Annotated in this window: 12 protein-coding genes; 6 read left to right on the plus strand and 6 right to left on the minus strand. The window is 38.7% G+C overall.

Annotation, left to right across the window (positions count from 1 at the left end):
• Nucleotides 1-127 precede the first annotated feature (127 nt).
• On the plus strand, nucleotides 128-1,084 hold the full coding sequence (locus tag L2567_RS10620; RefSeq protein WP_235297744.1) for a KpsF/GutQ family sugar-phosphate isomerase: 957 nt from the start codon (nucleotides 128-130) through the stop codon (nucleotides 1,082-1,084).
• 79 nt (nucleotides 1,085-1,163) lie between these two features.
• On the opposite strand, the gene atpC is transcribed toward L2567_RS10620, so the two are convergent.
• Nucleotides 1,164-1,412: an ATP synthase F1 subunit epsilon gene (gene atpC / locus L2567_RS10625; RefSeq protein WP_235297745.1), complete on the minus strand. Its 249-nt coding sequence runs from the start codon at nucleotides 1,410-1,412 to the stop codon at nucleotides 1,164-1,166.
• Nucleotides 1,413-1,414: 2 nt separating this feature from the next.
• Complete coding sequence (gene atpD / locus L2567_RS10630; RefSeq protein ID WP_235297746.1) at nucleotides 1,415-2,932, minus strand: F0F1 ATP synthase subunit beta; 1,518 nt, start codon at nucleotides 2,930-2,932, stop codon at nucleotides 1,415-1,417.
• Nucleotides 2,933-3,121: 189 nt separating this feature from the next.
• Between atpD and L2567_RS10635 the strand changes: the two genes are divergently transcribed.
• Nucleotides 3,122-4,141: a glycosyltransferase family 2 protein gene (locus L2567_RS10635; RefSeq protein ID WP_235297747.1), complete on the plus strand. Its 1,020-nt coding sequence runs from the start codon at nucleotides 3,122-3,124 to the stop codon at nucleotides 4,139-4,141.
• 21 nt (nucleotides 4,142-4,162) lie between these two features.
• Here the strand turns inward: L2567_RS10635 and L2567_RS10640 are convergent, their stop codons facing one another.
• From L2567_RS10640 to L2567_RS10655, 4 genes are all read right to left on the minus strand, one after another.
• Nucleotides 4,163-5,470, minus strand: a complete 1,308-nt coding sequence (locus L2567_RS10640; RefSeq protein WP_235297748.1) for a DUF2851 family protein — start codon at nucleotides 5,468-5,470, stop codon at nucleotides 4,163-4,165.
• 225 nt (nucleotides 5,471-5,695) lie between these two features.
• A complete protein-coding gene (locus tag L2567_RS10645; protein ID WP_235297749.1) occupies nucleotides 5,696-7,246 on the minus strand; it encodes an Rne/Rng family ribonuclease in 1,551 nt (516 codons plus the stop codon).
• Nucleotides 7,247-7,504: 258 nt separating this feature from the next.
• Nucleotides 7,505-8,284, minus strand: coding sequence for a tetratricopeptide repeat protein (locus L2567_RS10650; protein WP_235297750.1), 780 nt, complete (start codon nucleotides 8,282-8,284; stop codon nucleotides 7,505-7,507).
• A 14-nt stretch (nucleotides 8,285-8,298) separates the two neighbouring features.
• Nucleotides 8,299-8,604 (minus strand): HU family DNA-binding protein, encoded by a 306-nt coding sequence (locus L2567_RS10655; RefSeq protein ID WP_235297751.1) that lies wholly within the window; start codon nucleotides 8,602-8,604, stop codon nucleotides 8,299-8,301.
• 290 nt (nucleotides 8,605-8,894) lie between these two features.
• Here L2567_RS10655 and L2567_RS10660 point away from each other — a divergent pair, with 290 nt between their 5' ends.
• The 4 genes from L2567_RS10660 (at nucleotide 8,895) to L2567_RS10675 (ending at nucleotide 12,892) form a co-directional block, all read left to right on the plus strand.
• Entirely contained in the window at nucleotides 8,895-9,770 is an 876-nt protein-coding gene (locus tag L2567_RS10660) for a YicC/YloC family endoribonuclease (RefSeq protein WP_235297752.1), read from the plus strand.
• Between the two features lie 3 nt (nucleotides 9,771-9,773).
• The gene (gene gmk / locus L2567_RS10665; RefSeq protein WP_235297753.1) at nucleotides 9,774-10,355 is read left to right on the plus strand and encodes a guanylate kinase; all 582 of its coding nucleotides are present in this window, start codon (nucleotides 9,774-9,776) and stop codon (nucleotides 10,353-10,355) included.
• Nucleotides 10,348-10,734: a Co2+/Mg2+ efflux protein ApaG gene (gene apaG, locus L2567_RS10670; RefSeq protein WP_235297754.1), complete on the plus strand. Its 387-nt coding sequence runs from the start codon at nucleotides 10,348-10,350 to the stop codon at nucleotides 10,732-10,734. Before gmk ends, apaG begins: the two co-directional genes overlap by 8 nt.
• Nucleotides 10,735-10,798: 64 nt before the next feature.
• Entirely contained in the window at nucleotides 10,799-12,892 is a 2,094-nt protein-coding gene (locus L2567_RS10675; RefSeq protein WP_235297755.1) for a choice-of-anchor B family protein, read from the plus strand.
• The last annotated feature ends 9 nt before the right edge of the window (nucleotides 12,893-12,901 follow it).

A 12,901-nucleotide genomic window follows, 5' to 3' on the forward strand; every position in this document is an offset into this window, starting at 1 on the left:
AGTATGATATCCCAAACTAAAAGTGTTGGTTCGTTGCATTAATGGTTTTTTTTACTAAGCCTTGACAAGATTCTATAATTAAGACGATTATAAATACCTTTACCACATCATTTGTAGTGAAAATTTCATGAAAGAAGACATTATTTCTATTGCCCGGAAAACAATCGATGAAGAAGCGAATACACTACAACAATTATCTAAAAGCCTAGACCATCATTTTACTGAAATTGTTGAGATTCTTTATCAATGTAAGGGGCGCATCATCCTTACTGGGATAGGTAAAAGCGCACTTGTCGCCCAAAAAATTGTAGCTACATTAAACAGTACTGGTAGCCCATCCATTTATATGCATGCGGGAGATGCGGCACATGGTGATCTGGGTATGGTGATGCGGGACGACGTATTGGTCTGCTTTTCCAAAAGTGGTCAGACAGCAGAGCTTAAAGTAATCATCCCATTGGTGAAAGCGCAGGGCACCAAGGTAATAGGCATCTGCTCAGAAAAAAAATGCTACCTGACTGAAAATTGTGACCATCACTTAATCATTCCGATAGACCAGGAAGCAGCTCCTAATAATCTGATTCCTACTTCCAGCACTACGGCTCAAGCTGCCATCGGAGATGCTATTGCCGTTTGTCTACTTTCTTTGAGAGGGTTTAGCGACAGAGAGTATGCTAATTTCCACCCTGGTGGATCCATAGGCAAACAACTGTTTTTGAAGGTTGAAGATATTTATAAACAGCATGAAAAGCCGAATATAGGTCCCAATGCAACCATCAGAGAAACCATATTAGAGATGACAAGTAAAAGACTCGGAGCCACTGTTATTTCAGAAAACAATCAGATTTTAGGGATTATTACGGATGGTGATCTCCGTCGAATGCTCCAATCGGAAAAAAACTTAAGCGAACTCACGGCCAAAGATGTCATGACCAGAAATCCCATTACTATTGAGCATGGCGAATTGGCTTACCAAGCATATACCATCATGCGAGAGAAAAGCATTTCGCATATTATTGTTAGCGATGAGAACCAATATAAAGGCATTCTACATTTACATGACTTTGTAAAAGAAGGTTTTTAATAAAGGTGGGTCGAAAGGGCTGGAAATAAAAAAGGCTAAGTTATTAAAACTTAGCCTCCCATAAGATTGAGAATTTTTTCTATTCTTGATAGCCCTGAATCAACAGGGAAACTTCGTCCTTTAATACCTCTATAAATCCATTTTCGATACCAAATGACATTTCACCACCCTCAGATTTCTTAATCCGCACTTTTCCTGCTTTCAAAGAAGAGACAATGGCAGCGTGACCTTTCAGTACCTCAAATTCACCAGATGTACCGGGTACTTTTACAGAGGTAATACCACCACTATAAATCTTTTTACCCGGGGTCAATACAATTAAATTCATATCTAGTTATTCGCTTCTGCTAGTAATTTCTTTCCTTTCTCTATCGCATCATCTATGGTTCCAACCAAGTTAAATGCTGCTTCCGGATACTCATCTACTTCACCGTTCAGGATCATTTTAAATCCTCTAATGGTCTCTTCGATTGGTACGAAAACTCCCTTTAGACCTGTAAATTGTTCTGCAACATGGAATGGTTGAGATAAGAAACGCTGAACCCTTCTAGCTCTATGAACCACCTGCTTGTCCTCGTCAGATAGTTCTTCCATTCCCAGGATAGCGATGATATCCTGCAATTCATTATATCTCTGTAAGATCATTTTCACATTCTGAGCGGTATCATAGTGATCATCTCCAATAATAGCCGGATCAAGAATCCTGGACGTAGAATCCAATGGATCCACTGCCGGATAAATACCCAATGATGCAATCTTTCTATTCAATACAGTAGTCGCATCCAGGTGTGAGAATGTCGTTGCTGGAGCCGGATCTGTCAAGTCATCCGCAGGAACATAAACTGCCTGAACGGAAGTAATAGATCCTCTTTTGGTAGAAGTAATTCTTTCCTGCATTAATCCCATCTCTGTGGCCAATGTAGGTTGATATCCTACGGCTGATGGCATTCTTCCAAGAAGTGCGGATACCTCTGATCCAGCCTGCGTAAATCTAAAAATATTATCAATAAAGAATAGAATGTCTTTACCTCCGGTTGGATCATTCATATCTCCATCTCTATAATACTCAGCAAGCGTCAAACCGGATAGGGCTACTCTCGCTCTCGCACCTGGAGGCTCATTCATCTGACCAAAAACGAAAGTCGCCTTCGATGTTTTTAATTTTTCTTTATCTACTTTAGAAAGGTCCCATCCACCTTGTTCCATGGAGTGCATAAATTCTTCACCATAGTTGATGATTCCGGCTTCCAACATTTCTCTCATCAGGTCATTTCCCTCTCTCGTTCTTTCTCCCACTCCAGCGAATACTGAAATTCCATCATAACCTTTCGCAATATTGTTGATCAATTCCTGGATCAAAACCGTTTTTCCTACTCCGGCACCACCGAATAATCCAATTTTTCCACCTTTTGAATAAGGCTCGATCAGGTCGATTACCTTGATTCCAGTGAAAAGTACCTCGGATTCAGTAGATAAATCTTCGAATCTTGGTGGCTTTCTGTGAATAGGATATGAGTTTTTCTCTTTACTTACCTTACCTAGCCCATCGATAGGCTCACCAACTACATTAAATAATCGACCTTTGATTTCTTCACCTACTGGCATGGCAATTGGCTGTCCAGTATCTATCACATCCTCTCCTCTGGTCAAACCATCAGTTGCATCCATTGCGATAGCTCTTACACTATCTTCTCCCAGGTGTTTTTGACATTCTAAAACCAGATCATCTGCACCTGGTCTTTTAATGATTAATGCATTTAAAATTTCTGGTAATTTAACTCCCTCTCCATCAAAACTAACATCTACTACTGGTCCAATTACCTGACTTACTTTGCCAATATTCGCCATTTTTTAATTTCTTGTGATTTATTACTTTATAATAGGCTTCTCAAAATCGCTGCAAAGATAACGCTTTACTATAAATGGAAGCATTACAGACCTAAAAATTTTGTAGGTTTTACAGATATTTTGAGGACTGCGAACAACCAAAATTTTATTCCTAAGCTATGTTTGCATGCAAAACAAAATCAGGACATTATGGCTAAAAAGCCTAAAGTAAGTATCATCATGCCAGTTTATAATGAGGAAAAATTTCTGGACACCTGTATTTCTTCTATTGTTGAACAAAGTTTGGAGGATTGGGAACTGATATGTGTGGATGATTTTTCGACCGATGAGAGTTGGAATATTCTAGGTCAATGGAGTGATCAGGATGATCGCATCAGTATTTACAGGAACGAAGAGAAGGGGATCATTCCGGCTTTGAGGAAAGCTTTTTCTTATGTCAATGGCTTAATGATTACTCGTATGGATGCAGATGACATCATGCCTGTTAATAAATTAGCTGTGATGCAGGATGAGCTAAGTCGAAGAGAAACTGGCCATCTTGTATCGGGTAAGGTCAAGTACTTTTCTGAAGATAGATTAGGTGTGGGTTTTCGTCAATATGAAAAATGGATCAATGAACAAGATTATTACGGCTCCATTTATAAAGAATGTACACTTCCTTCAGCGTGTTGGATGGCCTATTGGTCAGATTTGATAAAGGTCAATGCCTTTCAAAAATCGGAATATCCGGAAGACTACGATTTACTTTTCAGATTTTATAAACATGAATTTAAAATATGTAGCATTGATCAAGTCCTTCATTTTTGGAGAGATCATCCTGACAGAGCTTCGAGAATTGATCCGAATTATAGTGATCAGAATTTCTTTCACTTAAAAGTGAAGTATTTTATAGAGTTAGATTGGGACCCTGAAAAGCAACTTATCATCTGGGGGGCGGGTCGAAAAGGCAAAAGCTTGGTAAAAACGTTTATTCAACAGTTTGCAGTTTCATTAGGAAGACTGCCTCATAAATTTCTGTGGATCACAGAAAATGAGAAAAAAATAGGTAAGAAAATCTACGGGATCGAACTCAAGCCTGCCGCTGTTCTGAGTCACTTATATGAAAAACAAGTCATCATTGCCATTTCAGACCAAAGTTTTACTGCTCAAAAGGCATTGAAATATAAAGAATACGGCCTAGCATCGAATGAAATCTATGAGTTTTGTTAGCTATAACTCCTTACTATTCGATCAATACATCAACCCATATACCGGAAAATCCTCTTTCAAGACCTGATGACCGATGGCGCATTGAAGGCATCGATTCTTGTCACAAAATTCTCTTTTCAAATGTATGAGCGCCTGCGAATCTGCCGCATTACCTACTTTAAATTTTAATTTCTTCCATTTCGAAATAATCTTATTTTTCTCCGGCGGAATATCTTGCATTAAGCGGATTGCTTTATCTACAAAATGTGGCTCTTGTCTTAATTTACCATAAACGAAAATGAGGGGTAAAATCGAATTGATCAACAACACATCTCTGAACGAATCTCCAATATTCTTCTCTTTTACCTCGACCTGTTTATCAAAAACATAGTGATCATACCAATATCCATGAATTTTAATTTCAAAAATCTCTGACAGCTCCCTTAAATCATTGACCTCCAACAACCTGCTGAAAAGCGATTGATTCTTAGTAATTAGGGCAGCAAATTGGGCCAATCGGATCGTAGGAAAGTTTGTTGGCCTCAGCCTGAAAAACTTCCATACTTTCGATTCTATCGGTTGAAGTTCATATTTGTGCTTTAGAAATTGATACGTTTTCTTAAGTGTAGTTGGGTATTCATCATGAAATTCTGCATTCAAAAATCCAGCCTGACCAAATAATAGCGCTTCTATTAGTTCAGAATTATGTCTGCTTTTATAAATGGTGAAAAGATTGATGCTTCGACATAAGGTTTCGAAGGCATCGGTATTTACCCGGGAACCGAAATACCTACCCATCGTCACAAATAGCGTATATTCCCAATTATAATTGCTTTGCTCCAGCAACTCATAAATACGTTTGCTCTTTTCCTCTAACCTGGCAACGAAGAGTCTCTCCAACCATAATTTTTTCTGAATTTCTCCAACTTCTGTCACCAGATTTTCGCAAGGAACCCACTGTTTGTTGGCAGTCAGGTAGTGATAACGATCGAATATTTGCTCATCGATCAGACCTTTCAGAGAAAGGCACGGTATTAATGAACCATCTTCACGAGAAATATCTACGTCATCCTCATAGACAACATGTAAGATTATATTATCGTAGGCAGGATCACTCTGATGATTGTGTTTTAACCAATCCGAAGCATTGATGTGAATTTCAATATTCCCATTCCAGATGGTTTCACCAATTTGAATCTTTCCAGCACTAAAATCCGGACCTGCGTCAAAATTGTGAAATCCAGGATGAAGAATTTGAATGGCCTCACCACGATTAGTGATTAATTTTCGAAAGTCAAAATACTGCAGCTTCCACACGTAATGAAGAAGGTCTTCCTGAAAAGAGATCATAGCTATAAATTTTATGTTTATAACTATTAGTGTAAGGATTCCTAAAAGCGCGGAGAAAAAAGGATTATTTTTTTGAAATTTTTTTTAACGATGGAAATGGTCGAGGTAATAGTACGAACAATATGTGATTATCTCGGGCCGAAGCCCAATGTCCTATTAATTAAGGTTCTAATCCTAATTGTATATGCTCGGACTAAAATCCCTGCTCCTGTGAATCCCCAGGTCTTAATCCAACCTTATTTCGTCGTTGTGCTTATCATAAAAAACATACTCATTCAACCCAAATTCAAACTCACTGATCAACTTGATCCACTTATTGTACTTGAAGTACCACTTCCGTTGTGGGCTCTTTATCCCTTTTTTAAGATAGGCATATACAAATGGGTGCACATGTAGTGTGATCTTACCCGATGGTCTGGATGTCATGATAAACTCTAAGTCCCTTTCAATATCATCGGTAATCAGTACTGTTGAGTTTACTTTTCCAGTTCCCTGGCAGGTTGGGCATAGCTCAGAAGTATCGATATTTACCTCCGGGCGAGTTCTTTGTCTGGTAATTTGCATTAATCCAAACTTACTCAACGGTAATATCGTGTGCTGTGCCCGATCATTGGCCATAAAGTCTTTCATGGCCTTATACAACTTGACTTTATGATCCTGCTTTCGCATATCTATAAAGTCAATCAGGATAATTCCACCAATATCACGCAATCTCAATTGTCTGGCAATCTCCTTTGCAGACTCCAGATTAACCTGTAAAGCCGCTGTCTCCTGATCCTTTCTATTCATTTTAGGGCCACTATTGACATCGATCACGTGCATGGCCTCCGTGTGCTCTATCACCAAGTAAGCGCCGCTACTCATGGTAGAGGTCTTGCCAAATGAAGCCTTAATTTGGCGCGAAACTCCGAAAGTATCATATATCGGCTTTTTAGAGCGATATAATGAAAGGATCTTCGCATGTTTTGGAGCCGTAGTTTCAAGGAAAGTCTTCAAATGTTCGTAGGTCTCCGTATCATTGACCACCACCTTGCTAAATGAATCATTTAAGATATCCCGAAGTATACTACTGGATTTGTCTAATTCACTGACCAGTTTAGAAGTCACTTTCGCATTGACAAGCGAATGGTACATTTGTTTCCACGTATCCATCAGCCCACTGATCTCCTCATGCAGATCTGCTACCTTCTTTCCTTCCGCAGCTGTTCTAATGATTATTCCAAAATTCTTGGGCTTGATGCTTTCTACCAATGCGTGCAGCCTCTTTCGCTCCTCAGGATTACTGATTTTCTTAGAAACCGATATATTGTTATAAAATGGGGTCAAGACCATAAATCTGCCTGGAATGGTAATTTCACAGGTCAACCGTGGCCCCTTAGTCGAAATAGGTTCCTTAAGTACCTGAACGAGCACCAAATCTCTTTTTTTCAGAACATGGTCTATCTTTCCACCTTTCTGAATATCCTTCTCTTTTTGAAAATTATCCAAAAGATGGGTGTTACGCTTTTTAGCACGACTGTCTCTTACAAACTTGTTCAAGGACTTCAACTGAGGACCCAGGTCCGTGTAGTGAAGGAAGGCATCTTTACGATGTCCTATGTCAACAAATGCAGCATTTAAACCCGGCATCGTCTTTTTGATCGACCCAAGAAAAATATCACCTACGGTGAAATTACTATCTGCTTTTTGTTTATGAAGCTCTACCAGTTTCCCTTCTTCAAGTAGGGCTATGTCCACTTTCGCTGGACTTACATCAATAATTAAATCTTTCTGCACAATACAGTTTTTAGGTGCACCAAACATTGGTACACGATATGAATGTCTAAAACCCGTGGGGCGTGTTTTTACAGAAAGATAGTTGGAATAGACGTGAAATGTAAGAAGGTCAGTGGAACTGAATCCACTGACCGAATAATTTTATTTATTCTTTTTCTTGTGTCTGTTTTTACGCAATCTCTTTTTTCTCTTGTGAGTTGCGATCTTATGTCGTTTTCTCTTTTTACCGCAAGGCATAATTTATGTTTTTAATATATTTTATAATTCGCATCGTCTGCTGAATTCTTCAGCTTTCAGATTATTTCCTATTCCATTGTAAGCATCGACTGCAAGACAAATGATCCTTTGATTTTCGGGATCTAAACTTAAAGCCTTATTGATTCGCTCGATGGCTTTATCAAATTGTCCGGTTTGTATTCCTAACCTCGCAAGCTGATAAAGAACTGAAACATTCTCAGGATTCTGCTTATTTAAATCCAAAAGCATCATAATTCCTTTCATCGGATTTTCTGCAACTGGATGTTCAGCAAAAGTAACAGCGAGATTGATTTTATGGTTCACATTAGCCGGATTAATTGAAATGGCATTTTCCAAAGCTTTCCTCGCCCGCTCCACACAAAACGATTTAACCTTCTCATTATCAGCCCTTTTTATCCCTGTAGCATAGGTAGTTCCTGCAATAGACCAGCTCAGTTCGTCCTCCTTAATCTTTGCGATTTCCTCCGCATAGTAACCAGCTATTCCATAATAACCGTTTTGATACCATGATGAAGAAAGATTTTCAAGTACTTCTATCCTGCTACTATCCGTCTCAGCCATCTCTAATCTCATATTGATGGCATCAATAACTCCCATCTCATCAGCACGCATCTCTTCTCTAGCTGTGGTCAGCAAATTCTGAATATTCGTAGTTTCAATAAAACTTGCCCGAGACTTTTCCGCAAGCAATATATCGTGGGGCTTAGTGTCAAACCCAAAATATAAAACTAAGAACAAAATCGTAAACACTCCGATAGTAAGGTAGTGGCTTTTGCCCATAGTTAACTTTTATTTTAATTAGATTCCTTTGGCAGAGAAGTCACGTTTGATTTAACGTGCTCTACAAATGCTTTTGATGGTTTAAACGAAGGAATGTAATGTTCAGGTATCTCTATAGCCTTTTGCTTTTTAATATGTCTACCTATTTTTTTTGCTCTCTTCTTAATCTTAAAAGAACCAAATCCTCTTATGAACACGTCTTCACCACTTCCCAATGATGCTTTTACTTCTTTAAAAAACATTTCCAAAGTAACCAAGACATCAACTTTAGGCACTCCTGTTTTTTCTGAAATCGACGATACTAAATCGGCTTTCCTCATTATTAATATTTGGTTTATAAATAGTTACGTAAAATGAAACCCTTTTTTCTAAGGGCATGCAAATTTCGTAAAATAATTGATTTATGAAAAAAATTGATGTTGTTTTTAAAAGATTTGTTGCAAAGTTGCCCTCTTTTGTCGTTTTATAACCCACTACGAATGAACGATTTAAGCAGAACTGCCTGAGTTTAGATCATTTATACATTGACATAATTCTAATTAAATAGCATAATCATCATATAAATTATAGTATCTACATCCAATAATTATCTTTACACAAAATTCGCGATATGGTATTATCAATGACTGGTTATGGAAGAGCTCAAGGACAATATAAGGACAGAACCATTACTGTAGAGCTAAAGTCACTTAACGGAAAAAGTACTGATATCAGATGTAAACTGCCACTGAGTTATCGCGAAAAGGAATTAGAGTTGAGAAAGTTAATTACAGATAGGGCGCTTAGAGGCAAATTCGACTTTTCTATTTCCACCGACGATAATGGTATAGAGGAAGATGCGGGTATCAATAAAAATCTTTTTATCAGTTACTACAATCAGATCAAGCAGATAGAAGAGGAAACCGGCATGCCTACTCCCGATTATGCTCAGGCCATATTAAGAATTCCGAATGTAGTGCAGGCTGAAGGGAGTGAACTTAAAGATGCTGAGTACGAGGTAATCAAAACCCTCACCTTGCAGGCAGTGGATAACTTGACAAAGTTCAGAAAAATCGAAGGAAAAGCTACCGAGGAGGACTTGCGAGAAAGAATTGCAGAAATAGAAAAGTCATTGGCACAAATTGAAGCTTACGAAAAACCTCGATTGAATAAGCTGAAGGACAGGCTGAAACAAAATGTTCAGGAGTATTCTCAAAACACCAATCTGGATCAGAATAGAATGGAGCAAGAGATCCTATATTATATGGAGAAGATGGATATCAATGAAGAAAAATCCAGATTGGCTCAACACTGCGTTTTCTTTATTGAAGAATTAGATAAGAAATCCGACCTTAAGGGACGCACACTTAATTTTATTGCACAGGAAATCGGAAGGGAGATCAATACTATGGGCGCAAAAGCCCAATTTTCGGAGATTCAAAAATTGGTTGTCAATATGAAGAATGAGTTAGAAAAAATAAAAGAACAACTGGCCAATATTGTTTAGATTATGAGTTTCAAAGGAAAAATGTTGGTTTTCACCGCTCCATCAGGTGCTGGGAAGACCACTATTGTTAGACATTTGCTTTCTGAATATGAGGCTTTGGATTTCTCAATCTCAGCTACCACCAGAGCTAGAAGAGATTACGAAAGGCATGGTCGTGATTATTACTTCATGAGTCCTGAAGAGTTCAGGTATAGGGCCGAAAATGACGAGTTTTTAGAATGGGAAGAAGTCTATGAAGATCAATTCTACGGCACACTTAAGTCAGAAGTAGATCGTTTATGGTCTATGGGCAAGCACATCGTTTTTGACATTGATGTAAGGGGAGCAACCAATATTAAAAGGCTGTACGGTGATGATTGTTTGGCTGTATTTGTTAAGCCTCCGTCTGTAGAAGTATTGATCAAAAGATTAAGAGATCGCAAAACAGAAAGCGATGCCAGTTTTGCTAAAAGAGTCAAGAGAGTCAAGCGTGAGATGCAATATGAACATGATTTTGACAAGATTTTAGTGAACGATCTGCTTGAAGTAACGTTGAAAGAAGCAGAATACTTGGTAGAAGGGTTCTTGAATATAAAAAATGAATAAATCGATCATACCCAATATTAAAATAAGTCCTAAAGCTCACTACGAGCACCAACACTCTAATGCCCATCTCAACAAATTTGTCCATTCTTACCACATTGTCATTGAAAATCAAAGCAACGAAATAGTGCAGTTGTTAAGTAGACACTGGTATATTGTCAATGCACTGGGAGAAGTCAGAGAAGTACAGGGTCTGGGTGTAATAGGTAAGCAACCAGTCATCGGTCCGGGTGAACGCTATGAATATGATTCCTGGAGTCCTCTGGACACGCCTTTGGGGAAGATGTACGGGACATTCACCATGCTGAGTCTCTCAGATGAGCAGACTTTTGAAGTGGCGATTCCTGAATTCGCTTTAAATGCTGATCATTTGTCCAATTAAAATTCTCATACGTAACATATTGAAAAAGACAAACGTTCTTGGAGGGTTATCTTACCTTTGAGTCATGAGAATTTTTTATGTCAATGTTTTTATGTTAGTGTTCGTCCACCTGGGAGCACAAGTGCCGTGTACGAATGGTTCAGCGAGTGGTTTTCCATGCGATAATGTGGATTTGATGTCTTTAACAAGTATATCTGATTTAGGAGGCACGGGAGATGCAAATGATGTTTGGGGTTGGACAGATCCTTTGACCGGAAAGGAATATGCATTATTAGGTTTAAATAATGGAACTTCTTTTATTGATGTCAGTGATGCAGTAAATCCTGTCTATATTGGTTTTTTACCTACTGAAACTTTTAATTCTTCATGGCGTGATATTAAGGTTATTGGAAACTACGCATTTATTGGAAGTGAAGCAACAGGACATGGTATTCAGTCTTTTGATTTAACAAATCTAAGAACTGTAGTTGCTCCTCCCGTGACTTTTACAGCACTTGATGTTTTTAATGAAATTGGTGTTGGCAGATCTCATAACGTTGTATCGATGGAAGATTCGAAGCATATTGTTGTAGTTGGTGCTCGAGGTACAGGTGGCTGTGAAGGAGGCTTAATCTTTGTTGATATATCTAATCCTGAAAATATGAGGTTAGACGGATGTTTTTCTGAGGATGAATATTCGCATGACGCCGTATGCTTTACATACAGAGGGCCTGATACTGAACATTATGGAAAGCAGATTTGTATTGGCTCAAATGAAGATACACAGACGATAGTAGATGTAACTGACAAACAAAATCCTGTAATACTTTCTCGTACAGGATATCCGTTGTCCAATTATACCCATCAGGGCTGGGTTACAGATGATCATAAATACTTGCTATTCGATGACGAGTTTGACGAGGTTAATTTGGGTGAGAATACGCGTACCTATGTTATGGATATTAGTGACCTTGATAATGTCGCGTATGTTGGTGCGTTTCAAAACACAACTCAGGCTCGAGATCATAATTTGTATATAAAGGGACAATATGCATACCAAGCTAATTATAGATCAGGATTCAGAATGCTAGATATCAGAAATACCTCTACAGCTAATTTTTCCGAAGTGGCATACTTTGATACTTATCCAGCAGATGACGGTGTGCAATTTACTAGTGCCTGGAGTGTCTATCCTTATTTTGAAAGTGGAAACATTCTAGTCAGTGATATTCAACAAGGATTATTCGTTCTAAGACCAACCGTTCCGTTCTTTACAATTGAAGCAAATACACCCATCCAAACGGTTATCGCTGGCGAAGACCTCGTTTTCAACATTGATTTAAAGTCTTACGGAGGTTATTCGGATGCAGTGAGCATCAGTTTAAACACTGATATCCCAGGTTCAACCGAAACTTTTTCATCTACTTCTGTTAGTGCTTCAGGAAGTACTGTGTTGACCATCAGCGACACTGAAACTTTGGCCGGACCATACCATTTAATTATCCAAGGTCGCGGACCTTCTGATAATGTGGTCCACGACTACGCTATTGCATTCAATGTGATGCCCAGAATATATGTAGATGCCGATGTGACGAGTTCAGGTGACAGCAGTAGATGGGACCAGGCTTTTCAAACATTGACATCAGCCTTATCCTCAGTGCCTGCCTCCGGAGCTGAAATATGGGTTGCAAGTGGTACGTACTTGCCCACCAGCGGAACCGATCGAAGCATATCTTTTGATATTCCTGATGGTGTAATGCTCTACGGAGGTTTCTCTGGAACCGAGTCTATGCTTTCACAAAGAGACATCACAGCCAATCCCACCATATTGAGTGGAAATATCGGTGATGTTAATTCAGATAGTGACAACTCCTTTCATGTCATCACAACAAGTGGAAGTAGGTCAGTGGTCACATTGGATGGCTTTACCATCAGTGGCGGCAATGCCAATGGAACAGGTGATACAGAAGGTGGGGGTTTACTCAGTGCTAATCTTGCAACTACTTTAAGGGACTGTATATTGACCGATAATTTTGCTTCAAAAGGAAGTGCCATTTATAATGATGGTGCGATTTTAACATTGGTAAATTGTGATGTTGTCGGTCTTGACGCAGAAATGATTTACAATAACAGTTCGAGGATCGATGTTGAAGGGGAAGTGGTATTGAGAAAGAATTAAGATACTCAT

Origin of the sequence: Portibacter marinus (assembly GCF_021533195.1) — a bacterium.
Lineage (GTDB): Bacteria > Bacteroidota > Bacteroidia > Chitinophagales > Saprospiraceae > Portibacter > Portibacter marinus.

Coding starts and splice junctions, on each gene's coding strand:
- L2567_RS10635 (WP_235297747.1), top strand. CDS start 3,122: ATGGCTAAAAAGCCTAAAGTAAGTATCATCATGCCAGTTTATAATGAG.
- L2567_RS10620 (WP_235297744.1), top strand. CDS start 128: ATGAAAGAAGACATTATTTCTATTGCCCGGAAAACAATCGATGAAGAA.
- L2567_RS10650 (WP_235297750.1), bottom strand. CDS start 8,284: ATGGGCAAAAGCCACTACCTTACTATCGGAGTGTTTACGATTTTGTTC.
- gmk (WP_235297753.1), top strand. CDS start 9,774: ATGAGTTTCAAAGGAAAAATGTTGGTTTTCACCGCTCCATCAGGTGCT.
- L2567_RS10675 (WP_235297755.1), top strand. CDS start 10,799: ATGAGAATTTTTTATGTCAATGTTTTTATGTTAGTGTTCGTCCACCTG.
- L2567_RS10660 (WP_235297752.1), top strand. CDS start 8,895: ATGGTATTATCAATGACTGGTTATGGAAGAGCTCAAGGACAATATAAG.
- atpD (WP_235297746.1), bottom strand. CDS start 2,932: ATGGCGAATATTGGCAAAGTAAGTCAGGTAATTGGACCAGTAGTAGAT.
- atpC (WP_235297745.1), bottom strand. CDS start 1,412: ATGAATTTAATTGTATTGACCCCGGGTAAAAAGATTTATAGTGGTGGT.
- apaG (WP_235297754.1), top strand. CDS start 10,348: ATGAATAAATCGATCATACCCAATATTAAAATAAGTCCTAAAGCTCAC.
- L2567_RS10640 (WP_235297748.1), bottom strand. CDS start 5,470: ATGATCTCTTTTCAGGAAGACCTTCTTCATTACGTGTGGAAGCTGCAG.
- L2567_RS10655 (WP_235297751.1), bottom strand. CDS start 8,604: ATGAGGAAAGCCGATTTAGTATCGTCGATTTCAGAAAAAACAGGAGTG.